This window comes from Anoxybacillus sp. EFIL, assembly GCF_013096955.1.
GTDB lineage: Bacteria > Bacillota > Bacilli > Bacillales > Anoxybacillaceae > Anoxybacillus > Anoxybacillus ayderensis.
Genome location: NZ_SDLH01000007.1, coordinates 72110 through 95698 on the forward strand (window position 1 = coordinate 72110; position 23589 = coordinate 95698).

General features: G+C 41.5%; 25 protein-coding genes. 4 read left to right on the forward strand and 21 right to left on the reverse strand.

Features of this window, described 5'->3' with window-relative positions; all coding sequences use genetic code 11:
* Positions 1–8: 8 nt before the first annotated feature.
* The 19 genes from ES017_RS11285 to ES017_RS11375 all read right to left on the reverse strand — a co-directional run bounded on the left by ES017_RS11285 (position 9) and on the right by ES017_RS11375 (position 17750).
* Positions 9–1178, reverse strand: a complete 1170-nt coding sequence (locus ES017_RS11285) for an immunoglobulin-like domain-containing protein (protein WP_021094580.1) — start codon at positions 1176–1178, stop codon at positions 9–11.
* Positions 1165–1650 carry a sigma-70 family RNA polymerase sigma factor gene (locus tag ES017_RS11290; protein ID WP_021094579.1) on the reverse strand — a complete coding sequence of 162 codons (486 nt, stop codon included), beginning with the start codon at positions 1648–1650 and terminating at the stop codon, positions 1165–1167. The genes ES017_RS11285 and ES017_RS11290 overlap by 14 nt, the downstream gene beginning before the upstream one ends.
* A 153-nt stretch (positions 1651–1803) precedes the next feature.
* A complete protein-coding gene (locus ES017_RS11295; RefSeq protein WP_171335079.1) occupies positions 1804–2853 on the reverse strand; it encodes a sensor histidine kinase in 1050 nt (349 codons plus the stop codon).
* Positions 2850–3521 (reverse strand): response regulator transcription factor, encoded by a 672-nt coding sequence (locus ES017_RS11300; protein WP_021094577.1) that lies wholly within the window; start codon positions 3519–3521, stop codon positions 2850–2852. The genes ES017_RS11295 and ES017_RS11300 overlap by 4 nt, the downstream gene beginning before the upstream one ends.
* Positions 3522–3635: 114 nt before the next feature.
* Complete coding sequence (locus ES017_RS11305; RefSeq protein WP_021094576.1) at positions 3636–4436, reverse strand: ABC transporter permease; 801 nt, start codon at positions 4434–4436, stop codon at positions 3636–3638.
* The gene (locus ES017_RS11310) at positions 4433–5404 is read right to left on the reverse strand and encodes an ATP-binding cassette domain-containing protein (protein ID WP_021094575.1); all 972 of its coding nucleotides are present in this window, start codon (positions 5402–5404) and stop codon (positions 4433–4435) included. The genes ES017_RS11305 and ES017_RS11310 overlap by 4 nt, the downstream gene beginning before the upstream one ends.
* A 103-nt stretch (positions 5405–5507) precedes the next feature.
* Positions 5508–6164 carry a class I SAM-dependent methyltransferase gene (locus tag ES017_RS11315; protein ID WP_021094574.1) on the reverse strand — a complete coding sequence of 219 codons (657 nt, stop codon included), beginning with the start codon at positions 6162–6164 and terminating at the stop codon, positions 5508–5510.
* Positions 6165–6185: 21 nt separating this feature from the next.
* A complete protein-coding gene (locus ES017_RS11320) occupies positions 6186–6758 on the reverse strand; it encodes a DUF3995 domain-containing protein (protein ID WP_171335080.1) in 573 nt (190 codons plus the stop codon).
* On the reverse strand, positions 6751–7071 hold the full coding sequence (locus ES017_RS11325) for a PadR family transcriptional regulator (RefSeq protein WP_006322987.1): 321 nt from the start codon (positions 7069–7071) through the stop codon (positions 6751–6753). The genes ES017_RS11320 and ES017_RS11325 overlap by 8 nt, the downstream gene beginning before the upstream one ends.
* A 186-nt stretch (positions 7072–7257) precedes the next feature.
* Complete coding sequence (locus ES017_RS11330; RefSeq protein ID WP_021094572.1) at positions 7258–8109, reverse strand: hypothetical protein; 852 nt, start codon at positions 8107–8109, stop codon at positions 7258–7260.
* Between the two features lie 32 nt (positions 8110–8141).
* Positions 8142–9356 (reverse strand): MDR family MFS transporter, encoded by a 1215-nt coding sequence (locus tag ES017_RS11335; protein ID WP_021094571.1) that lies wholly within the window; start codon positions 9354–9356, stop codon positions 8142–8144.
* A gap of 251 nt (positions 9357–9607) precedes the next feature.
* A complete protein-coding gene (gene rlmD / locus ES017_RS11340) occupies positions 9608–10987 on the reverse strand; it encodes a 23S rRNA (uracil(1939)-C(5))-methyltransferase RlmD (protein WP_021094570.1) in 1380 nt (459 codons plus the stop codon).
* Positions 10988–11052: 65 nt separating this feature from the next.
* Positions 11053–11979, reverse strand: a complete 927-nt coding sequence (locus ES017_RS11345; protein WP_042535635.1) for a diacylglycerol kinase — start codon at positions 11977–11979, stop codon at positions 11053–11055.
* 105 nt (positions 11980–12084) lie between these two features.
* Complete coding sequence (locus ES017_RS11350) at positions 12085–12873, reverse strand: sulfite exporter TauE/SafE family protein (RefSeq protein ID WP_075039538.1); 789 nt, start codon at positions 12871–12873, stop codon at positions 12085–12087.
* A 14-nt stretch (positions 12874–12887) separates the two neighbouring features.
* Positions 12888–13520 carry a response regulator gene (locus ES017_RS11355; RefSeq protein WP_042895435.1) on the reverse strand — a complete coding sequence of 211 codons (633 nt, stop codon included), beginning with the start codon at positions 13518–13520 and terminating at the stop codon, positions 12888–12890.
* Positions 13501–14520 carry a PAS domain-containing sensor histidine kinase gene (locus ES017_RS11360; RefSeq protein WP_075039537.1) on the reverse strand — a complete coding sequence of 340 codons (1020 nt, stop codon included), beginning with the start codon at positions 14518–14520 and terminating at the stop codon, positions 13501–13503. Before ES017_RS11360 ends, ES017_RS11355 begins: the two co-directional genes overlap by 20 nt.
* Before the next feature lie 66 nt (positions 14521–14586).
* Positions 14587–15996, reverse strand: coding sequence for an MBL fold metallo-hydrolase (locus ES017_RS11365; RefSeq protein ID WP_075039536.1), 1410 nt, complete (start codon positions 15994–15996; stop codon positions 14587–14589).
* A 16-nt stretch (positions 15997–16012) separates the two neighbouring features.
* Positions 16013–16537 carry a hypothetical protein gene (locus ES017_RS11370; RefSeq protein WP_171335081.1) on the reverse strand — a complete coding sequence of 175 codons (525 nt, stop codon included), beginning with the start codon at positions 16535–16537 and terminating at the stop codon, positions 16013–16015.
* A 13-nt stretch (positions 16538–16550) separates the two neighbouring features.
* Positions 16551–17750 carry an FAD/NAD(P)-binding oxidoreductase gene (locus tag ES017_RS11375; protein WP_042895433.1) on the reverse strand — a complete coding sequence of 400 codons (1200 nt, stop codon included), beginning with the start codon at positions 17748–17750 and terminating at the stop codon, positions 16551–16553.
* A gap of 170 nt (positions 17751–17920) precedes the next feature.
* Here ES017_RS11375 and ES017_RS11380 point away from each other — a divergent pair, with 170 nt between their 5' ends.
* From ES017_RS11380 to ES017_RS11395, 4 genes are all read left to right on the forward strand, one after another.
* Positions 17921–18592, forward strand: coding sequence for a response regulator transcription factor (locus ES017_RS11380; protein ID WP_021094568.1), 672 nt, complete (start codon positions 17921–17923; stop codon positions 18590–18592).
* Positions 18582–19952 (forward strand): sensor histidine kinase, encoded by a 1371-nt coding sequence (locus ES017_RS11385; RefSeq protein WP_021094567.1) that lies wholly within the window; start codon positions 18582–18584, stop codon positions 19950–19952. The genes ES017_RS11380 and ES017_RS11385 overlap by 11 nt, the downstream gene beginning before the upstream one ends.
* An 85-nt stretch (positions 19953–20037) precedes the next feature.
* Positions 20038–20520 (forward strand): hypothetical protein, encoded by a 483-nt coding sequence (locus ES017_RS11390; RefSeq protein ID WP_021094566.1) that lies wholly within the window; start codon positions 20038–20040, stop codon positions 20518–20520.
* Position 20521: 1 nt separating this feature from the next.
* Positions 20522–21154, forward strand: a complete 633-nt coding sequence (locus tag ES017_RS11395) for a PspA/IM30 family protein (protein ID WP_021094565.1) — start codon at positions 20522–20524, stop codon at positions 21152–21154.
* Between the two features lie 38 nt (positions 21155–21192).
* Here the strand turns inward: ES017_RS11395 and ES017_RS11400 are convergent, their stop codons facing one another.
* On the reverse strand, positions 21193–21879 hold the full coding sequence (locus tag ES017_RS11400) for a hypothetical protein (RefSeq protein ID WP_021094564.1): 687 nt from the start codon (positions 21877–21879) through the stop codon (positions 21193–21195).
* 64 nt (positions 21880–21943) lie between these two features.
* Complete coding sequence (locus ES017_RS11405; protein WP_021094563.1) at positions 21944–23452, reverse strand: HD domain-containing phosphohydrolase; 1509 nt, start codon at positions 23450–23452, stop codon at positions 21944–21946.
* Between the last annotated feature and the right edge of the window lie 137 nt (positions 23453–23589).

Consider the following 23589-nt stretch of genomic DNA (forward strand, 5'->3'; position numbering starts at 1 on the left):
CCCCTCGTTTACTCAATATGACTTAATACATATTCGTCTCCTTTTCGAACGATGACGACATAAAATACATTTATTTGTTCGTTTGTTCGGGCATTCATCACAGTCACTTTCACTTTAACTTCCTCTTTTTTACTTGCTTCATTCGGTTCCCAATAAATGATCGATGGCTCAACATTAGTTCGTTCTCCATTTAAAAATAAAACTTTTGGTCCTTCATATCCTTCGATGCCTTCGATCTGTCCGCTATCAGGTGACATTGATTCAGCGATCATTTGTTCATCAGAAGATACGGGTTGCTCCGCTTCATAAATCGTGAACGCATCATCAGCCATTTTATCCGTAAATAACTTTCCTTCACTTGCTTCCATTGAAAAATTCACCTGTTCTTTCCCTTCGTACATCGGATATATATGCAACCCTTGGCGGTTCGTTCTCGTTAAAACAAGTCCGTTATGACTACTATAAACAGAAAAGTGGCAATCTTTTTCACATGCTATTTTCACATCTTTCATTTCGCTCGTCTCAATCGGTTTTGCTTCCATATACGTTTGAAAGTTCATCAGCTTTTGATCGACAACATCAAATTCAATATAACCGATGAAGTGAGCTGTATCCGCATAATACGTACGCACGGTGCGATATTTTCCATTTGCTAACGGTTCATTTAACAATGAAAAATCAATAACATCCTTCACCGTTTGTCCTTTTTCAACTAATGCTAAAACTTCAATGACTGCAATATCATTCGTTAACGTTGTCGGCAACCATGTCTGTTTTTTGTCATCGTATCGCTCAATTGTATATGCATACCCGAACGAAATGACACCATCGCTTTTATTCGTCACAGAGAACTGGAGCTTTTGTTTGTTTGAATCATATGTGACATCATGAATAGTTACATACGAATCATTAACTTCCGTTTTCATCATATCTTCCCCTTGCCCATGTTCCATCATCATTTCCGCTTCTTCTGTCGTTTTTTCTTTAGCAGGTTTTGTCGGATACAAGCTAACAGCCAATAATACACTCGCAGCAACTAAAGTCACATAAGCTGGTCGAAGCGACTTTCGCTTCTGTTGTTTTTCTCTTTCTTCAATTCGTTCAATGACTTTATTTTTCAATTCTTCCGTCACGACAATGTGTTCCATCTCTTTTTTATATCGCTCACGCAAAATCATACTCCCCTTTCAGTTTGTTTTTTAACATTTCCCTCGCACGTGCTAACAGCGAACGAACCGTACTTTCCCGCTTTTTCAACAACTCGGCAATTTCCTTCGTCTGATACCCTTCATAGTAAAATAAATGGACGACTTCTCGATATTTTGTCGGAAGCGATGTGACTGCTGACATGACTTCGAAGTAATCGTTGGCATCAACATCAGAAGAATGCAACCATTCTTCATATGCATCGACCTTTCGATACGCAAACCATTTTAATTTGTTTTTACATACATTTGCAGTAACGCGAATAAGCCACGCCTTCATATGCTCTTCACTTTGTATCCGATCCATATGCTCATATAGCTTAATAAACACATCTTGAAAGACATCTTCTGCATCGTGTTCATTTCTCATGTACGTATACGCGAGGCGTAACACCATATTCCCATATTCATCCATAGCACGCTGGATTTGTTCTTTTGTGCACAAAGAAACGACCTCCTTTCACTTCATATACAACTGAACAAATAAAAATGTTGCAGCCAATCGAAACTTTTTATCTTTTAAGTATACAAAAAGACAGCGAGTGATGCGGTCGCTGTCTTTAAACTAAAACAATGCAAAATATCTCTTAACCCTAAACTAAAGTGGCAACTGAACAATAAATTCCGTCCCTTGTCCTAATTGGCTGCGGACAGAAATTTTTCCTTGGTGCATCTTTACAATTTTGTCTGCAATAGCTAGCCCTAGCCCACTGCCGCCAACGGCACGGTTACGCGATTTATCCGCTTTATAAAAGCGTTCAAAAATACGTGGCTGATCTTCCTCGGCAATGCCTGATCCATTGTCTGAAACGGTAACAATGGCGTTGTTGGCTTGTTGCTGAAGCTGAACCGTAATCGTTCCACCGTTTGGCGTAAACTTTATCGCATTATGAAGTAAGTTCAACCACACTTGGCTCAGCAAATCTTCATCTGCAGTAATAACTACTTTCTCAAGCGTTACACACATCTCTATTTCTTTTTCGATCCACTGCGGCTCACAATGGAGAATGAGCGATTGTAATTGTGTGTCTAGGCGATAGGAGATCGGTTGGAATGGGTATCGCTCGGAGTCTAACATCGCCAAGCGCAACAAATTATCGCTCAACTTTGACAGACGGATGCACTCCGTTTCAATAATGTCGAGATAATGCATTCGCTGTTCGTAAGGCAAATTTTCGTTTTTTAACGCCCGAGCAAACCCACGAATCGAAGTAAGCGGCGAACCAATTTCGTGCGAAACATTTGAGATAAATTCTTGCCGCATTTCTTCCATCGCCCGCAAATTCGCTGCCATATCGTTAAGTCCTTCGACTAGTTCTGTAAATGGGTGATTCCGTTCGCCCCAGTCCGCACGGATGTTTACGTGAAAATCTCCTTTCGCGATTCGATTGATCGCATCCATCAAGTGTTTCCAAAACACGCGTTCCCGCTTTCTTATGAAAGGTCCGACGATGCTCATACTAATGCCAAATAAAAAAAAGCCCGAGACAGATGTGATGATTTGCCGAACTAACGGCTGCGGCTGCCAGGCAAATCGGGCATACATCGCTTCTGTAATAAAGTAGGCGGCAGTCCAAAAGAGACTAATCATCGCCATCACCGCAATGACTGTCAACGCCGACTTAAGCACAAACGAAAGCCGCTTCATTTGCATACCTCCAACCGATAGCCGAGCCCGCGAATCGTCCGAATGATAAACACATGACAATCGGCAAACCGCTCGCGCAACCGCTTAATGTGCACATCGACCGTTCGTTCGTCCCCTTCGTAATCATAGCCCCAAATTTGTTCAATGAGTTCATCACGAGTAAACGTTTTTCCAGGATAGCTAGCTAGCGTAAAAAGTAGCTCAAATTCTTTAGGTGGCAAAGCAATCTCTTCGCCTCCTAATCGGCATTCGTACGTCTGGCGATTCAACAATAAATCCCCAATTTGTACTGTTTGCGACGCAGCGATTCGGTATCGTTTGAGCAGCGCTTTGACTCTGGCAACAAGCTCAAGCGGATCAAACGGTTTGACAAGATAATCATCTGCCCCTAGCTCAAATCCTTTTACTTTTTGCGCCGTTTCCCCTTTAGCCGTCAACATTAAAATTGGCACATCGTCATATTGGCGAAGTTCACGGCATAGTTCCCATCCGTCCATTTCGGGCATCATAATGTCCAATACGACTAAGTCAACTTTGGCCTCTTCCAGCACCACTAATGCTTCTTTGCCAGTCGTTGCTTCGTGTATCTCAAACCCTTCAAGGCTTAAAAAATGCCCGACAAGCTCGCGAATATGTGCGTCATCATCGACAATTAACACTTGTGGCATTCTTATCCCCTTTCTTTTCCAAATATATCTTCATTGTAGCGCATTTTGTCATCTATCGCATTCGAATCTTGTATCGAAAAATATCGTGCACCGTTTCGGGCACGGGCACGATATTTATGCTCGGCTCATATAGACGCGTACCGTAATAGGTGCAAAGATGGCGACAATGACTGCAGCTCCAAGAAGCGAAATTGCAAAGTCCGAACCAATCGTTCCGTGATTCGTCAACTCGCGAACGGCTGTAATCATATGTGAAATCGGGTTAATGTTCGCAAACCATTGTAGCCAATCGGGCATCGTCTTTACCGGCACGAACGCATTCGAAAGAAACATGAGCGGAAACAACGCTAGCATAGAAATTCCTTGTACGCTCGCCGCGTTGCGCGCGGTGACGCCAAAAAAAGCGAAAATCCAGCTAACAGCCCATGCGCATCCGATGGCAAAAACAGCAGCGAACGCAACGCTCGTAACTCCTCCTTCTGGGCGATAACCAATGAGAAACCCCATCGCAAAAGTGAGCACGGTAGCGATCGTGTAGCGAACCGTATCAGCTAATAAAGCTCCTGCCAACGGTGCAATGCGAGCAATTGGCAAAGACTTAAATCGATCGAAAACGCCTTTGTCCATATCATCGCGAAGTTGGACACCGGAGGCGACAGAAGCCCCAATTAACGTCTGCACAAGGATGCCTGGGATAATCATTGGCAAGTAGTTATGCACATTTCCAGCGATCGCTCCGCCAAAAATGTACGTAAACATTAACGTGAAAATGATTGGTTGGAACGTAACGTCAAATAATTGCTCTGGCGTACGCCGCACCTTTAATAAACTTCGATACGCCATTGTGAATGTTTGTTGTACCGTTTGCCGAAAACTTGTATAGTTTTTTAATTCGCGGTTCACCGTATGATTCATGCGCTTTCCTCTCCTTTTACTCCGTGGCCTGTAATCGCTAAAAAAACTTCGTCTAACGTCGGTTTTTGTACGCTTAATTCCGCTAGTTGAATGTTTGCTTCGCGAAGGGCAATCAGTAAATCGGTCACTCGGTCAGCATCCGCCATCGGTGCCGTAATTTTTCCTGTATCCGCTGAGACATTGGCACGGGCGTTTAGCACACGTTCTACTGTTTGACGTGCCATTTCTACATGTTGTGGATTGTCAATTTTTAATTGCAGCGATGAATTGCCAATCGACGTCTTTAGTTCATCTGCTGTTCCTTCTGCCACGACACGACCACGATCGATCACAGCGATACGATCGGCGAGTTCATCTGCTTCTTGTAAATATTGGGTCGTCAATAATACGGTTGAACCCATGTTGACTAATCGGCGAATCGTTTCCCACATTTGATTGCGTGTGCGAGGGTCCAATCCTGTCGTCGGCTCATCAAGGAAAATGAGCGGCGGCTGAGCAATTAAGCTAGCAGCAAGATCAAGCCGGCGCCGCATGCCTCCGGAGAAGTGCTTAAGCGGACGTTTCGCTGCTTCCACCAGTCCGAATTCTTCTAACAATTCCGTTGCCTTACGTTTTGCCTCTGTACGGCTCAGCCCGAGCAAGCGGGAAAAAATGATTAAGTTTTCCAGCGCCGTAAGCGATTCATCGACCGAGGCGTATTGTCCAGTGACCCCAATCAATTGCCGGACGATTTGCGGCTCTTTTACTACGTCATAGCCAAAAATGCGCGCTGAACCGCCATCTGGGCGCAACAACGTTGCAAGCATCTTAACCGTCGTCGTTTTCCCCGCCCCGTTTGGTCCGAGCACACCGTAAATCGTACCCGCCCGAACCCGTAAATCAACGCCATCCACTGCACGATTGTGACCAAATATTTTCACAAGTCCATTCGCCTCAATCGCCCAATCACTATTGAATCTCTGCATCATTCTTTCCTCCTTATCGCTTCGTACATGGCAATCGTAACACGCTTTTATGAACGGAATATGAACAACCAAAAAACCTGCCAAAAGCAGCAGGTTTGAAAAATTCCTATTTATAAAGATACACATATAGCCCAATGCCTTCTTTTCTTATGTCATAGTTTTTAAACGGTGTTTCTTTAATAAATGTTTCAAATTCTTCTTTTGTATAAGCCCCTTGCTTTAAAAAGGTCTTAAACGAAAATTTTACGAAATACTTGTCAAATCCTTTCATTTTGCTTACTTCATGCTCAATCTCTTCATCTGTCGCCTCACGGTTCATGTCTATAATAAGCGCTGTTCCTTCTTTTTTCAGTACTCGATGCATCTCACATAACGCTTTTACAGGCTCTTTAAAGTTTTTAAATGCCGCCGTACAAACAACAAAATCGAAACGATTGTCCTCAAAAGACAAGTGAGCTGCATTTCCTTCTATAAAATTCACTGAAACATTTGCTTCTTTAGCGTTTTGTGTTGCGATTTCAACAAAGTCTGGACTGATATCAATAGCTGTCACATGAAATCCTCTTTTGGCAAGTTCAATGGACAAATAGCCTGGGCCAGGGGCAACTTCTAATATATGAGCACCTTTCATCACATGTGAAGCCACTTCATTCGCATATCCTTTCATTTCAGTAAGTCTGCTTTTTCGCGAGTTGCGATCATACCATTTTGCCGCTAAACCATAAATGCCGAGATCTTTGTTTTTTCTAATGTTTCTCATCATCCTACATCTTCTCCCCTTGCACTATTTCTTTCGCTTCAACACAATTACCGCATGGCTCAACAGTCCCATCCCTACTCCGATCAAAACACCGACAACTGCACCGATGAGCGTACGAATCCATCCGTCAGATAAAAACATCTCCCAACCACCGCTGCCGATAAAGCCAATAAGCGCGCCAATGGAAAGCCCTAAAAAAACAAACGCTCCGTAAAACAACCCAATGGCTTCGTAATCAGCAGGGTCAAAGTTGTTATAGTACGCGAAAATCCGCTCCTGCAAATCGGCTGATTTTGTCGTTTCGCTCCGAAACTTTAATTCTTCTTTCGCCCGTTCAAATGCTTCTTGTTCCGACAACCCTTGTTCCATCAAATCTTTCATATAGTCGCTCATGTAAAGAATCATGTCATTTTGTGCTTCCATCGCTGTTTCCGAGCGACTTTTAAATTTAGCGAGCTTCGCCATCACTTTGCTTTTCGTTTCTCCTGTTTTCCGGCGAAGCTTTTCCATATACGTCATCTCCGCTTCTTCTAAATAATAGGGTGCTTGCTCTTTCGCAAATTGTTTTATTTTTTCTTTCATCTCGTGACTAAACATTTTTCTCTCCTCCATTCGTTCGTAACAGATGAATGCGCTCGCTTAGAAAATCCCATTTTGCCCAAAAAGCCGCTAGTTCTTCAAACCCTCGTTCGTTTAACGTATAAAATTTTCTTGGCGGCCCCATGTCTGACGGTTTTTTCGTAATGTGGACGAGCTTGTTTTTTTCCAACCGTAACAACAACGCATAGACTGTCGCCTCCGCAATCCCCTGGAAACCTAAAGCGTGCAGCTTTTTCGTAATCTCATAGCCGTATATTTCGCCGCGGCTTATAATCTCAAGTACGATGCCCTCCAAAATCCCTTTCAACATTTCGCTTAGATTATCCAAAAAAACACCTCCTATGTACTCAACAACGTTGGTAATCAATATTATTGAGTACTACTATATAGTAACATAGAGTAGTTAGATAAACAACAGAAAAAAGTAACAATTTACAAATCTCATCTCAGCCCATTGAAAAATAATAAAAACAGTCCGAAACAAATGGACTGCTTTTTACTTTATACGCTTTAATTTATTTTCCTCAATAACATACTGTCGCATGTCTATCACCGCTCCATCTTCTTTCATCTTTCGCAAAGTGACGACATCTCCCCCGTCGTTTGTTTTACTTTGAGATGTTTCGTACACGTAGCGGATCCCTTGTTCGATTACTTCACGCGTTCCGAGCCAATCCGGACACTCGTTCAAAAATGGATCGCTACTAAGCATACGAAGAAAATGATTCATCGCTTGTACAGAGATGTTGAGTGGCTGTTTTTCCACATAAGATATGCTCACTTTTGCATGCCGACCAATCTTTTTTAAATACTCCTGCGCCTGTCTTTCTTGTTGCTTAGCAAGTTCATCATAATATTTATCTGCATATAACACCTTTGAGTGATATGTTTTCGGAAACATTTTCTTAATTGACTTCACATACGCTTCTCCATCGAGCGGCTCTTCGTATGCGACAAGTTTATACTGCCCATGCTCATCAATGGAAAATGTCATTACAGTCGGAATCGCTCCACTACCTGATACGATTGTAAATATACCATCTTGAAATTCAAATACCCCTATACTTGCGATCGTATATGCTTTCACTTTATTTCCTTGTTGTTCTGTCTCAAGAATGATGTGTCCTTCCGTGATGTATTCTCCCTTTCCATACGTTTTCCCATGTTCTTTAATCGCTTCGCTTACCGCTGTTTCAACATTTGTTGCATCTCTTCGTTCATACGAACTGGAACCACTTTCATCAAGAATAGGGCTAGTATCCTTTGCTTTAAAATCGTTCTCGCCATAAAAAAACATCCCTATGATCATGATCGCGATAAGTGAACTAAAAATTACAACTTTTCTCATCCCTTCGCCTCCTTCATCGTACGAACAAACTGTTACAAACTATACTCGATACGTCGTTTCGTCGCCTTTATTAACCCACCGACATATAAAAAAACTGGAAAACCGATCAAAGTACATAAAGATAATAAGCTAAAAATAAGGAGATGATTTTCATAACCAAAGTATTCAAGCATCAGTCCCCCAATCCATGGACCGACGGCGTTTCCTATAGCCGTAAAACCGATAGAACCAAAATATAATCCTTTCATCTGTTGAGGTGCAATTTGGTCAATAAATATGTCGACCATTGAAAACATCATCACTTCTCCTACTGTTAAAATAAACATAGAAAGAAATAACATCGGCACGGCAGTAAATAAACCAAATCCGAAAAGTCCGAATGACACCGCAACAATGCCAAACATAATTGACGTAAGCGGAGAATATCGCTTGCCAATTCGCGAAACAGGATACTGTACAACGAGCACCGTGATTGCGTTAAATACAATTAAATAAGAAAAAAGTTGTACACCATCTTTATATTGCGACAAATATTGCGGAATAGTTGAATTGAATTGCGAATACCCTGTGACACCGAGAATCATTCCGATGACAGCGAATAAAAAAACGCGATCTTTGCCTAATACACCGACAGCACGACGAAGCGTTACATGTTCAGATATATCGCCATGCGTTTGTTCAATGGTATATTTTGAAAACATCACGACGAGTAAAATGAAATAAAGAAAATAAACAAAAGAAGTAATAAAAAATGCCGTCGTCGATGACGAAGCACCAATCTTCAAGCCGACTAATGGACCAATCGCCGCCCCTACATTAATTGCCGCATATCGCAAGTTAAACACAAGCAATTTATTTTCTTGTTTTGTCACCTGCGACAACAACGCTCGCGACGAAGGTTCAAAAAACGAACGGCATAATCCGTTTAACGCATTTAATAAAAAAAACGTCCAAACGCTCTCCGCTGTCGCAAAACCAATAAACACGAACGTCCACATCAAAAGCGAAATCTTCATCACTTTTTCTTGCCCGTATCGATCGGAAAAATATCCGCCGAAAAACCCACCAAATAACCCTACAATCGAACTGATCCCAATAATCGCCCCTGCCAACGAAGCGCTAACTCCTTTTACGCTCGTTAAATAAATAGCTAAAAACGGAATGGTCATAAACATCGCCATTCTCGCAAACAATGTCCCAATAATGATCGTCGCGCTGACAGGATGTAGTTTTTTTATATGATCCATGAATTCCCCTTCTATCCTTTTGAATGAACTTTATTTAAAATTATATTATACTTTAGAATAAATTAACAATATTTTGATAAAATAACTATTCACCCACCTTATCAAGCAAGCTGAATAGTAATCTTTCTGTTACATTTCCATAAAAACAAAAGGACTATCCAACAAAAATTGATAGCCCTTTTCATACAAAAATCATCCAAATTCCGACTTTATTTCTCATGATGAACGATTATTTTTTCAGTGGAACGAGTTTATTTTGAGTGTACACAACTAAGCTCTAATTTCGCTACACATTCGACATGCATCGTATGTGGGAACATGTCGACAGGTTGGACTTCCATTGTTTTGTAGCCACCGTCTTCTAACATACGCAAGTCACGGGCGAGGGTCGCTGGGTTGCATGAGACGTATACGACGCGATTTGGCTTCATCGCGATAATTGTTTGCAATAACGATTCCTCACATCCTTTTCGTGGTGGGTCGACAACGATACAATCTACTTTTACTCCTTGTTCGTACCATTTCGGAATAACGACTTCTGCCTCCCCAACCGCAAATTCTACATTTGTGATGCCGTTTAGTTGAGCGTTTCGTTTAGCGTCGGCAATCGCTTCTGGAACGACTTCAACTCCGTACACTTTTTTCGCTTTTTTCGCTAAAAAGAGGGAAATGGTGCCGATGCCGCAATATGCATCGATGACCGTTTCTTCACCCGTTAAGTTCGCGTATGCAATTGCCTGATCATACAACACTTTCGTTTGTTCAGGGTTTACTTGATAAAACGAACGGGCAGAAATGGCAAAACGAACGTCACCGATATAATCATAAATATATTCAGAACCCCAAAGTACGCGCGTTTCTTCTCCCATAATGACATTTGTTCGCTTCGGATTAATATTTTGTACAATCGATTTCACATTCGGCACACGATCAATAATCGCTTCAATGATTTTCTTTTTATGAGGCAACTCTTCTGTGCGCGTAATAAGCACGACCATCACTTCTTTCGTCGTTGCCCCATAGCGTGCCATAATATGACGAAGAACGCCTTTATGCGTTTGTTCATTATAAGCTGGAATGTTGTATTGCTCGCAAATTTCTTTAACCGTCTGAACGACAATATCGTTCATTTCTTTTTGGATTAAACAGGTGTCCATGTCAATAATGTCATGGCTTCGTTCTTTATAAAAGCCTGCCACAAGACCGCCTTCGCGCTCACCGACCGGCACTTGCGCTTTGTTGCGATATCGCCATGGGTCTTTCATGCCAAGAACAGGATGAACGATCGCATGTTCAATTTTCCCGATGCGAGCAAGCACTTCTTTGACATGTTTATATTTCGCTTTTAGTTGTCCTTCGTAACGAATATGTTGGAGCTGACATCCGCCGCATTGTTTATAAATCGAACAAGGAGCATCGATGCGATCTTCACTTTGTTCATATAGCTCAATTAAACGGCCAAAGCCGTACCCTTTTTTCACTTTGACAACTTTCACTTTCGCTTTTTCCCCCGGTAAACCGTTCGGAACGAAAATTGGAAAGCCGTCAATTTTTGCTACTCCTGCACCATCGTGCGTTAAATCTTCAAAGATGACATCGTAATATTCATTTTTTGCTACTGGTGCTTCCATGCTTCTTTCCCCTTCCGCAAAATTGCTGTCAAGATTGTAGCATAGTCGAATAAAAAAGAACAGGTTTATTCCCCTGTTCCCATTTGTTCAGCTTTTTCTTTCGGAACAAATACGTTCATATGACGATACAAGTTGACAAATTCCCCAGGAAGCATTCCGCCATACTCGCCGTCTAAATTGAGCTGCATGTTTTCTTCCGTATACACTTTTACACGGTTTGCTTTCGTATAAATGATGTGTGGATCGTGAATATGTTCACCCCGTAGTGCGAGCGTGGCAATTTTAATAAATTCTGCTAAGTTCGTTTCTTTTAAAATAATTAAATCGAACATGCCATCATTTAACGATGAATTTGGGGCTAATTTTTCAAAGCCACCAACAGAGTTCGTCAGCGAAACGAGAAAAAGCATCACAGCGCCTTCAAACATTTTGCCGTCGTACTCAATTTTTACATGAACAGGATGGAGCGAAGGAAGCATCTCAATTCCTTTCAAATAGTAGGCAAGTTGACCAATCATCGTTTTTAATTTGCTTGGCACTTCGTACGTTAATTCCGTTAAGCGCCCACCACCTGCGATGTTAATAAAATAATGTGTTTTCCCTTCGTTCGTAACTGCGCCAATATCAATCGGCACCGCTTCCCCATTTACGATGACATCACACGCTCCTTCAATCGAGCGTGGTACGCCGATCGCACGCGCAAAATCGTTCGTCGTGCCGACTGGAATAATGCCAAGGTTTGGACGATACGAAGCCTCAGCTAGCCCATTTACTACTTCGTTAATCGTTCCATCTCCACCTGCAGCAATGACGAGATCAAATTCGCGTTCTACCGCTTTTCTTGCTGCCTCTGTCGCATCCCCTGCCCCTGTCGTCGCATGACACGACGTTTCATATCCTGCTTGTTCAAGTCGAATCAGTACATCAGGCAAATGTTTTTTAAATATTTCCCTTCCTGACGTCGGATTATAAATAATACGTGCTCGTTTCATCCCCATCATCCTATTTATTTTATTTTTCCACTATTTAACATCATACCAAATTTTCATGACCGTTGCAACGAACGAACAAAAGAAAGCCGACCCAAATGAGCCAGCTTACACGAACATTTCATACCAAATTTTTATCACAGTCGCTACAATTAATACAAGCAAAATGTATTCCAGCACTTTTGTGTTCATTTTTTGGCTCCATTTTGCCCCAATCGGCGCCGCTAGTAAACTAGCAATGACCATCACAAGCGATGGAATGAGGAGCATATGCCCCCCCATCACTTTTCCAACCGTCGCCCCGATCGATGAAATGAACGTAATTGCCACCGATGAACCGATCGCAATGCGCGTTGGCACTTTTAAAATGACGAGCATAATCGGTACGATAATAAACGCCCCTGCTGCTCCGACGATACCGGAAGCAATTCCAACAATAAAAGATAACATAACCGCATGCAATCGGTCAAATGCAAGTTGCTCTACCGCCACATGTTCTCTTTCCTTTGGCTTTGGAAAAAACATTAATAAGGCTGCAATTGAAGCTAAAATGGCATACACAACATTAATTGTCTCATCGGCTAAAAACTTTGAACCGTATCCACCAATGAAACTGCCAATCACAATGGCTGTCCCCATGTAGCCAACGAGCCGCCCTGACACATATCCACCTTTTTTAAACACGACAAGAGCGGCAAGTGTCGAGAAAAATACTTGCACCGCACTAATGGCGGACACTTCTTGCGCGGTAAAAGCAGTCAAGCCAAGGAGAGGGGGAATGTATAAAAGCATGGGATATTTAATGACTGAGCCACCGATGCCGACCATACCCGATAAAATCGAGCCGATGGCACCAATAAAGAAAAGAACAAGCAAATGGAAAAATGTATATTCCATATAAAACTCTCCCTTTACACTAAATCAGCAATATGATTTTTTAAAGCATATTGAATGAGTTCATGTTTTTCTTTAATGCCAAGTTTTTGCATAATGTTCGTTTTATGATTTTCGACCGTTTTCGGACTAATTTTTAACTTGTTTGCGATTTGGTTGTTCGTATATCCTAAAAACGTTAACCGAACAATTTCACGTTCGCGATTAGTAAGTGGTGACTTCGGCTCTTTTTCCGCAAACATTTTTTCAAGCCGTTCCTCAGGAATATGGGTACGATAAAATCGCTTGCCGTAATATACTGTTTGCAATGCTTCGTGCAAATCATTTGTTTGGCTGTTTTTTAACAAGTAACCGTGAATGTTATATTGAATCGCTTTTTGCACATATATTTCTTCATCATGCATCGTTAAAACAATAATTTTCACATCTTCTAATTCATCCATAATCGTTTTGGCGGTTGTAAATCCGTCAAGCCCTGTCGGCATCGAAAGGTCGAGCAAAATGACATCTGGACGATGTTTTAATGCCAGTGTAATGGCATCGCAACCGTTACTTGCCTCCCCGACGACTTCCACATCCGAAAATCCTTCAAGAAGGAGGCGAATACCTTTTCGAATTAAATCATGATCGTCAACGATTAACACTTTCATCCTCTCCGTCCTCCTCTAGCGGCACGCGCACAAAAATCGTTGTCCCTTCCATCGGTGCAGATGTAATAGTCGTTTCTCCCCCGAGATGAAAAACACGTTCTTGAATATGTTTTAAGCCGAGCCCTTCACGCTTTTCTTCAACGCGGAAACCAACACCGTTATCCGCAACAGACAAAAGTAATTCCCGTTCCGTCTGTTCAATCGAAATACGCACTTCTGTTGCCTTTGCATATTTCATCACGTTATGTAGCGCTTCTTGAATGATGCGATACAAGTTAATTTCCATCGTTGGTGACAAACGTGTATATACGTTCGTTTGAAATAAAAATAACGTATTTGGCATTTTCGATTGAAGGGACTGAATAAGCGATTGAATCGTTGGAATAAGCCCGAGCGCATCTAAACTTTTTGGGCGAAGTTGTTGAGCGTATAGTTTTACATCTTCCATGACGCGCCCAAGTTCTTCGCGCACTTCTTTGACGTATGCATGGAGCTTTTCGTCTTGCACACGTTGAATAATATTATCTAACGCGATGGAAATGCTGTAGAGCGACTGTCCGACACCGTCATGCAATTCTTGTGCTAAACGTTTATGTTCTTCTTCTTTTGCTTCGGTTAGTTTTTTCACCATCCACTTTGAACGACGTGCTTCCTCTTCTTTTTTCTTTGCCGTTTGATCGCGCAAAACAAGCAAATAATATTTCGCATCATCTTGTTCTAGAATGAGCGCTGTGCTCATTTCTACATCAATGAACTGTCCGTGATACGTCGGCATTTCCGATAAAAAATACGGTACTTCTTCCGTTGAGATTAAGTAACATCGCTCTTGTCCTTCACGTACATTGCGCTGTTGACAAAACGAGCAATACGGCACTTTCTCACCTAGTTTCCAGCCTGTAAGTCGTTTAGCAGCTGGATTCATTTCTACGATCGTTCGTTCATGATTCATGACAATAATCCCATCTTGAATATATGCAAAAATTTTATCTAAAAATTGCATATTCTCACCTCTCTTCCATTATAGGAGAGGAGAAAGATGAAAAGAAAGGACTGACATCGTCAGCCCTTATGATTGTTTCACAACAGGAAGCTTTTCTCTCGTCCACGCTAAATATCCGCCTTTTAAGTTGAGTACTTGTTTGAATCCTTTTGCTTGCAAAATGCTTGCACCAATGGCTGAGCGCGCACCTGAACGGCATTGAACAATATATGTTTTTCCTTCTGGAATCTCATGTAAACGATCTGCCAGCGTGCCAAGCATAATATGTTGTGCACCTTCAATATACCCTTCGTCCCATTCTGCTTGATTACGTACGTCAATGAGATGGTAGCGATCGTCTTTTATATATTGTTGCAACTGATGTACATCAATTTCTTCGTAGCTTTCAACCTCACCGTTTAATGCAACGGCTGGCTCTACGTAAGCAACGACACGATCCAATCCAATATAAGCAAGCGCTTTGCGAATCGGTTGTACGTCTTCTTTATTTGCGATGATTACGATATCTTGGTCATAGCTGATTAACCAACCTGCCCAATTTGTGAATGATTTGTTAAACGGAATGTTTATTGATCCTACATAATGTTCATTCGCAAATTGTTGAGACGGACGAACATCTAAAATAAATGCTCCGTTTGCTTTATACTCGTCGAGCTGCTCACGCGTTTGCAACGCTGGCACTTCATCTTCATTTACATACGCTGGACCGATCTTGTTCACTTTTTTCATCATCGCAAAATATTTTGGCGGCTCTGGTTGCCCTGTAAGCAATAGTTTCACAAACTCTTCTTCATCTTCAATTTTTAATGCCCAGTTGTTTAACTTTTCATATCCAACTGTTGAAACTGGAACCGCACCAAGCGCTTTGCCGCATGCGCTTCCCGCCCCATGTGCTGGCCATACTTGTAAATAATCTGGGAGCGCTTTAAATTTTTTCAGCGATTGGAACATTTGTCGTGCGCCAACGTCTGCCGTGCCAGCCACTCCTGCTGCCTTTTCAAGTAAGTCTGGGCGACCGATGTCACCAACGAAAACGAAGTCGCCTGTGAAAATACCCATCGGCTCTGTTGAACCGCCACCTTTATCCGTTAAGATAAACGAAATATGTTCTGGCGTATGTCCTGGTGTATGGAGCACTTGAAACTCGACATTTCCAATAGTAAAAATGCTTCCTTCTTTCACAAGTTCGTAATTGACTTCATCCAAATATTGATATTTCCAATTCGCATCTCCTTCATCAGATAAATACAGCTTTGCGCCACAACGTTTTGCTAGTTCTTTTGCACCTGAAACGAAGTCTGCATGAATGTGCGTTTCTGTTGCGGCGACAATTTGCAATCCTTCTTTTTTCGCTGTGTCGATGTACCAGTCGACATTGCGACCTGGATCGATCACGATTGCTTCCCCTGTGCGTTGGCATCCAACTAAATAAGACATGTGCGCTAATTGCTCATCGAAAAATGAACGAAATAACATATACATCCCCTCCAATTTATTTATGTTTGCTTGCTACATCAAGTAGCGTTTCTATATATTTCACCCCATCTTGAATGAGTGGGTGTTTTAACAAACGGTACATACGTAAGAGTGATACGGTAGACGAATCGCGTTCGCGTTGAAAGCGTTCGTTTGTTTCTTTTAAAATTGTTAATCCTTTTTCAATTGGGACGATATCTTTTGCCCCTTGTATCGCATACGCCATCGACTCACGATCATTGATCACGCTTGTCACAAATGAAATGAACTCTTCTGCTTTTTGTAGCCATTGGACAAGCGTTGGCAGCAGCTGAACGAGCGTCGCAAGCGCTTCAAGGTGTTCCGGTGTTAGTCGAAATGGCGCAGCTTTTTCCTCCCATTCCGTAAACATCGCTTCAAGCGATTGTTTATCATTTAGTACATGTTGAACAAATGCAACTTTTTCTTCTAGCGATTCCATTGTTTGTTTTAGTTGTGGGAGTTTTTCAATACAATAACGGAGTGCCTCTTGTTGTTCATCGTTTTCAATTAATTGCAACATGTTCTCCCCCCCTCTACATAAGTCCCTTTAACATTCCGTTCCAGTAGACGATCGGTAGTACGTTTCGTTTCATGACATACATGCTCATTCGTTCTTTTGATTGATCAAATGGGAACGTTTCTTGTGGATTTTTTTCATAATCAAACTCAGCTAAAACGAGCTTATTATAACCAGTTACGAGTGGACATGATGTATAGCCATCGTAACGAGCTTTTAACGGTTTTTCGTTCATAAGTGCGAGTAAATTTTCTGCCACGACTGGTGCTTGTTTTCGAATTGCTGCCCCTGTTTTAGACGTCGGCAAGTTTGTGCAGTCACCTGCACCAAATACGTTTTCATACGTTTTATGTTGCAACGTATACGGATCAACATCGACCCATCCGGCCGCATCCGCTAATGGACTTTTCTTAATAAAAGCTGGCGATCCCATCGGTGGTGTCACGTGAATCATATCGAAACTTAACGTAAAGCGTTCGTTCGTATCGAGATGTTCAAATGTCGCTTTTTTCGCTTTTCCGTCAATTTCCACTAGCTCGACACGATATTTTGTTTCGATGTTTTTTCGTTGAATGACTTGTTCAAGCGTATCGGCATATTTTTTGACAGCGAAAATGTTTGGTAATCCTGAAGCAAAGATGATGTTTGTTTGCTCGCGAACGCCAGATTGACGGAAATAGTCGTCTGCTAAATACATAATTTTTTGTGGTGCACCACCGCATTTGACTTGAGTGCTTGGTTGTGTGAAAATGGCTGTACCGCCGCGGAAGTTGCGAATGTTTTCCCACGTGCTTTGCACGTAGTCGTATGAATAGTTGCTGCAAACACCGTTTTTGCCGATCGTTTCTTTCAACCCTTTAATTTGATCCCAATAAATTTCGACACCTGCCGCTACAACTAAATAGTCGTAACGAACCGTTGAACCTTCTTTCGTTTTTAATGTATTGTTTTCTGGTGAAAACGTATCGACCGCTTCTTTTAGCCATTTCGCTCCATCTGGAATAAGTGTAGCTTGCTCGCGAACGGAGTCTTCTACTTTAGCTGCACCGCCCCCTACGAGCGTCCAAAGCGGTTGATAGTAATGTTTATCTGATGGATCAATCAGCAATACCTGTCCACGCAATTGACGATTTTTTCTTAATAACCGTGCTGCAATCGAAATACCTGCTGAGCCAGCTCCAACAATTGCTACTTTCACATCGTAGACGTTCGCCATCGTTCATCGCTCCTTTTTGTATCCGCTTTCAATTTTGTTTTCTTAACTTAATTACATTGTATATGTTGTTAACTTATATACCCATAGGGGATTTCCCTTATCTTTTGTATATTGTTTTCACCTGTTTTTCATCGGGATTTGGTATGATGAAAGAAAAAAAGGTGAGAAAAATGAAAGTGTTGCTTGCAGAAGATGATGTATATTTAGGTGAACTGATCGTCCATTTGTTGAAGAAAAAAGGTGTTGAACATGTTGATTGGGTACAAGAAGGAGAAGATGCTTACGATTATGCACTCGCTTCGTTTTATGATGTCATTATTTTAGATTGGATGTTACCAAACGGTGATGGCGTTAGCGTATGTCAACGTTTAAGAAAACATGGCTATCACGGAGCCATTTTAATGTTAACAGCGAAAGATGCGGTACAAGACCGCGTCGAAGGGCTAGAAGCCGGCGCAGATGATTACTTAGTGAAGCCGTTTGAAATCGATGAGCTCATGGCACGCCTTAAAGCGTTATCGCGGCGCACATTTGCACCAATTCAAGAAGAAATTGTCTGCTGGGGAGCGTTTGAAGTCAATCGAACAACTCATACATTGACGAAAAATGGAGAACAAATGATATTAACCCCACGTGAATTTCAACTACTCGATTTATTACTGCAAAACAAAGGTCGGGTGTTAACGCGCGACATTATTCTTGATCGTATTTGGGGTTATGACGCAGACGTCTCGATGAAAACGATTGATGCAACCGTCAAGTTGTTGCGTAAAAAAATTGGTGATGAACAACAACAGCTCATTAAAACGGTGCGCGGGGTGGGATATACCATTGAAAAATAACATTCGTTCTTTTTTCAATCATTCCGATATGTTTCGCCGCACACAATGGCGCTTAACTGCCACATACAGCGGGATTCTTATCGCGTTTTTGGCGATTTTCATTGCGGTTGTTTCTTTCCTTATTCATACCGTCATGACAAATGACCAAGAGCGACGCATTCGTATGCTCGCTGAACAAGAAGGACAAACGATTCAAACCTTGCTTACAGAGCAGTCGTTCATCGGTTGGCCAACAGATCAAAATGTCATTTTTTTAAGTGAAGACCAACTGTTTTTTTACGTCGTGGATACGCGCGGACGGTTAATGATGGGGGATGAAGTGAACAAAGGATTGCGACCGCTTCTCCTCTCTACCCTTCAGCCGTGGACGCCAGAAAAAAATGAATTAAGATATGTAGATATTCATATCCCTCACCATCAGCACGAATTGAAACGATTTCGTGCCGATGAATTAAAAATATTAACTGTCGCTCGTCCCTTAATTGTCGATCGACAACTCGTCGGCGTGTTATATGTCGGTATGGATGTGACAAGCATGTTTCGTTTGCTCAAATGGTCAACATTCATTTTGCTCAGCCTCGGCGTGTTATTTATCGCAGTCGCTATTGCTTTTAGTTATTTCATGTCTAAACGTGCGCTCGTTCCAATTCAAGACGCATACAATCGCCAACGTCAATTTGTCGCCGATGCTTCTCATGAACTACGGACACCACTTAGCGTCATTTTTTCTTCTGTAGAAGCATTAAAAATGGATATGTCGTTAACGTCCGATGCATTTAGTCGAAAAACGATTGAACGTCTAGGAGATGAAACAAAACGAATGACTAAACTCATTAACGACCTTCTCACCCTTGCACGAACAGACGACGCAAAGCTCCAGATCGAAAAAAAACCGTTTGATTTGCGGGCATGTGCGCAACATACGCTGCATTCGTTACAAGAGCTTGCAAACAAAAAGAATATTGCACTTCAGTTTCATGCGTCTGAACAAATTGAATTCGTCGGGGATGAAGATAAATGTACCCAGCTGTTATACATTTTGCTTGATAATGCCATCAAGTATACTCCTGAAGGTGGCACAGTTTCCCTTTCTCTCAAACAACATGTGACGAAACAACGAAAAGTTGTAGAAATTTCTGTTTCTGACACAGGGATTGGCATTGCACCTGAACATCTTCCTCATATTTTTGATCGCTTTTACCGTGCAGACAAAGCGCGAACACGGCAAATTGGCGGCCACGGTCTTGGACTTTCCATCGCAAAATGGATTGTTGAAGCACATAACGGACACATTCAAGTTGAAAGCGACGTGGGGAAAGGAACAACATTTACTCTCACTTTTCCGAATGAACGTGCATAAATGTTGCACGTTTTTTTCTTTTTCACCTAATTTTCTCTTTTCGCTTGTACAATTCAAACTGTAAATAACAAAGGAGGTGAGTGATGTGAAAAAACGAACCCTTTTCTTTTTGCTAGGTGGACTAGTTGTCGTCGCCGTATTCGCACACGTCGCTACTTATTTCATTCACATCGGTTGGAGCGGACGAATGCCGGCAGAGCACATGATGGGAATGGGGAAACATCATCGAGCATTTGGCCACCACGGTCCACAAATGATGCGACCACACGGCATGCCAATGTTCGGATGGATTCCTTTCCTTATTCAGTTGGCATTAGTCATCATCGGATGGATCGTGTGGAAAACGACAAAAAGTGGCGGCAAATGGATTGGCGGGGCGCTCATGGTGATCGGGCTCGTTGGTCTTTTACCGAAAGCGTTGCTTGCTGTCCTAGCTATTGTTGCAGCTTACGTGTTGTTTAGAAGCAAAACGAAACGAGCGCCTGCATTTGAACCGTTCGTTTCACCTATTCAAAACCATAGCTTTTTAGATGAATGGGAAAAAACAATAAACAAGGAGGAAAAATAAGATGGGCATTTTTAAACGCGTCAAACATGTCGTCCTTGCCGACTTACATGACATCATTGACAAATGCGAAGATCCAATTCGCATGACGAAACAATACATTCGTGAACTAGAAGAACAGCTAGAAAAAGCACAACAAGCATTGGCACAGCAATTCGTGTTCGAACAAAAATATGAACGTTTGATCGCAGATGCGAAAGAAATGATTGAAAAACGTGCTCGTCAAGCAAAATTAGCTGTTGAAAAAAATGAAGAGCCGATCGCAAAAATGGCTCTTCAAGAAAAAATCGCTTATGAAAAAAAATTAGAGCTATATACGCAACAATACAATACATTAAAAGAAAAAACAACTGTTTTAACAGAAAAAGTGAAGCAACTGTACGAAACATATGAGCAATTAAAGCTAAAACAAATGCAGTTAATGACGCGCTTTTATGTTGCCGAGACGATGAAACAAATGGACGAAGCGATGACGTCTTTTCATTACGATCATGTCATAAAAGGTTTTGCGCGTATGGAAGAAAAAGTAATGTTACTTGAAGCAGAAGCAAAAGCTCGCTCTGTCATTCAAACGATGCCCCCTCAATCATTTGATATAGAAGTCGTGCAACAACTCAAGCAATTAAAAGGCGAGTAATACAAAAGGTGTCCCTATCCGGGCACCTTTTGTATATGTTATGTCGTCCATTCATCATGAATAATTCCAACAAGTTTCCACTGACCGTTTTCTTGTTCAAAAACAAGGCGCAAACTTCGCCAGTCCATCCCACTATATTGAGGGTCAAACCCTGTAAAATGAAATTCAATAAATGAGCCGTTCGGATACGCTTGTTGAATGTTGTTGATCATATTTCCTGTCCCAACAACAACATTATTTCCGATCATATGTGGATTCGCAAAATCTACATCATAGACGAAACGATCAAAATAGTCTTGAAACGTGAATTGAATAGGATCGCCTGAACCGTCATATACTCCCCATTGATATACTTGCGTCGAAGCCCAAAGGGAAGGAAGCTGAGAAGCAGAAAACTGCAAATCATTTTGGACATCGACATGTCCATATGGACTAAACCGCAACCCAGCTGTCGAATGGACATAAGAGGCGAGTGCATTCATATCTTTATTTTTTAACGCCGTCACAACGTCTAACGCAACAGATAAAAGAGAAGAAGAAATTTGCTTTTCCTCGGTTTTTAATTGCTCGTTTTCTTTTTGAAGCTGTTTATTTTTTTCTTGCAGTTGTTCAATGGCCGATTGTTGTTTTTCAATCGTTTGTTCTAACTGTTTCACGTTCGATGGATTTTGCTCATTCGCGCATCCTGCAAGCAAAATAATAAAGCTAATAATGAGCCGTTTCACGATCTCACATCCTTTTTCCTTTAGTATATCACTTACTTAGAAAAATAGATGCCGTCGTTGGCATCTAACTCACTTTTTCTTGTTCTCTCTCCTTTAAAAAAGAAATAAAACAATCGACCATTTGGGCATCCCATTGTGTCCCACGACCTTCTAGCAAAATCGAAACGGCTTTTTCTATATGCATTCCTTTTCGATATGGACGATCAGACGTCATCGCATCAAACGCATCAGCAACCGCAATGATGCGACCAAATAGCGGAATGTCTTCCCCCTCTAAGCCATCAGGATATCCTTTCCCATCGATCCGTTCATGATGTGATCGAATGCCTGGAAGCAAATCTTTTACTTCCTCAATTGGCTGCACTTGGCGAATAATGTTTTCACCGAGCACTGGGTGTTTTTTAATCCATGCAAATTCCTCATCTGTTAATTTTCCGTCTTTTAATAAAATGTGATCAGGGATACCGATTTTTCCGATATCATGCAAAATAGCAGAACGATATAAACGCGCAAGTTGTTCATTTGTCATTCCTAGACGCTTACCAATTTCCACAGCATATACTGCAACACGCTGCGAGTGACCAGCTGTATATTCATCGCGCGCATCGAGCGCTGTCGTCATGACCGAAATAAAGCTATTTAATAATTGTTTATTTTTTCCATCTCGTTCAACAATCGCATCGACCATATGGTTAAAGCCGTTTGTAAGCTCGGAAAATTCATCAATATATACGTTGTCGCACATCAGTTCATACTCTTTTCTTTGCACGCGGTTCATATATTGGAGCAAATCTTCAATGCTTCGTTCCACATCTTCCGACAACACACGAGCCGCAAATAAAGAAAACAAAACAGAAATGATTAAAACAACAATCGTCCACGTCCAGTAGCCTGAAAACGTATTTTCCCCTTCAGCAAACAATTTGACTTCCGTTGCTAACACAAATAATAAAACTGGGAAAATACCAATGAATAACACACTTAACCCTATTTTTATTTTCATCGGTACATATACGACATTCGTTGCTCGGATCGTTTCATGAAACCCGTGCATTCTCCCGATTTGCATCATCTCGCGAATAAGCGGTCGCATCGTGCGTAGCGTTAAAAAAAACTCAATCATCGCATGAAGCATCGCGATAAGCAACGCGCCAAACAAAGCATAAACAACATACATATATGGAATGCGCAACACATCTATGAAAATAAGCGAAAGTGTCAACGCAATGGCCGGAATAGAAAGCCCTAAAAAGTGTGGAAGCGCAATACGTCTCACTGTAAGAAGCGGAAAGCGCTTCGCCTGAACAAGCGCCCAATAAAACTGTTGTTCCGTTATATTGTTGTCATAAAAAATACGCCGAATCGGATCAATATCTTTTTGAAAGGCGCGATATTCAATAAATAACATGATGCAAAATGAAAAAAATTGAATAAATAACAACATCATTAAATCCACTTGCCGAATATGCAGCGCCATGACCATTAGCGTACTACCGACACCGACAACGGCTAAAATCGAACCAATCGTGTAGTTTATAAACAATTTCTTTAACGTTTCTTCATATACGTGCACACCCTTCCCTCCTCCCTATTCTTTTTTCATTATAACAAGAATGAAAAAAATCCGATACGATCCTTTTCTTTACATATCATTCATAAAAATTCTGAAAAATTAAACATATTTTTTACAAACTATACAAAACTATTAAA

Bases quoted from the DNA above. Each gene is read 5' to 3' on its own strand.
- ES017_RS11305 (WP_021094576.1), bottom strand. From the start codon at position 4,436: ATGAATCATACGGTGAACCGCGAATTAAAAAACTATACAAGTTTTCGG.
- ES017_RS11395 (WP_021094565.1), top strand. From the start codon at position 20,522: ATGGGCATTTTTAAACGCGTCAAACATGTCGTCCTTGCCGACTTACAT.
- ES017_RS11295 (WP_171335079.1), bottom strand. From the start codon at position 2,853: ATGAAGCGGCTTTCGTTTGTGCTTAAGTCGGCGTTGACAGTCATTGCG.
- ES017_RS11300 (WP_021094577.1), bottom strand. From the start codon at position 3,521: ATGCCACAAGTGTTAATTGTCGATGATGACGCACATATTCGCGAGCTT.
- ES017_RS11320 (WP_171335080.1), bottom strand. From the start codon at position 6,758: ATGTTTAGTCACGAGATGAAAGAAAAAATAAAACAATTTGCGAAAGAG.
- ES017_RS11345 (WP_042535635.1), bottom strand. From the start codon at position 11,979: ATGAAACGAGCACGTATTATTTATAATCCGACGTCAGGAAGGGAAATA.
- rlmD (WP_021094570.1), bottom strand. From the start codon at position 10,987: ATGGAAGCACCAGTAGCAAAAAATGAATATTACGATGTCATCTTTGAA.
- ES017_RS11335 (WP_021094571.1), bottom strand. From the start codon at position 9,356: ATGGATCATATAAAAAAACTACATCCTGTCAGCGCGACGATCATTATT.
- ES017_RS11365 (WP_075039536.1), bottom strand. From the start codon at position 15,996: ATGTTATTTCGTTCATTTTTCGATGAGCAATTAGCGCACATGTCTTAT.
- ES017_RS11325 (WP_006322987.1), bottom strand. From the start codon at position 7,071: ATGTTGAAAGGGATTTTGGAGGGCATCGTACTTGAGATTATAAGCCGC.
- ES017_RS11370 (WP_171335081.1), bottom strand. From the start codon at position 16,537: ATGTTGCAATTAATTGAAAACGATGAACAACAAGAGGCACTCCGTTAT.
- ES017_RS11380 (WP_021094568.1), top strand. From the start codon at position 17,921: ATGAAAGTGTTGCTTGCAGAAGATGATGTATATTTAGGTGAACTGATC.
- ES017_RS11315 (WP_021094574.1), bottom strand. From the start codon at position 6,164: ATGATGAGAAACATTAGAAAAAACAAAGATCTCGGCATTTATGGTTTA.
- ES017_RS11375 (WP_042895433.1), bottom strand. From the start codon at position 17,750: ATGGCGAACGTCTACGATGTGAAAGTAGCAATTGTTGGAGCTGGCTCA.
- ES017_RS11350 (WP_075039538.1), bottom strand. From the start codon at position 12,873: ATGGAATATACATTTTTCCATTTGCTTGTTCTTTTCTTTATTGGTGCC.
- ES017_RS11330 (WP_021094572.1), bottom strand. From the start codon at position 8,109: ATGAGAAAAGTTGTAATTTTTAGTTCACTTATCGCGATCATGATCATA.
- ES017_RS11360 (WP_075039537.1), bottom strand. From the start codon at position 14,520: ATGCAATTTTTAGATAAAATTTTTGCATATATTCAAGATGGGATTATT.
- ES017_RS11310 (WP_021094575.1), bottom strand. From the start codon at position 5,404: ATGATGCAGAGATTCAATAGTGATTGGGCGATTGAGGCGAATGGACTT.
- ES017_RS11355 (WP_042895435.1), bottom strand. From the start codon at position 13,520: ATGAAAGTGTTAATCGTTGACGATCATGATTTAATTCGAAAAGGTATT.
- ES017_RS11285 (WP_021094580.1), bottom strand. From the start codon at position 1,178: ATGATTTTGCGTGAGCGATATAAAAAAGAGATGGAACACATTGTCGTG.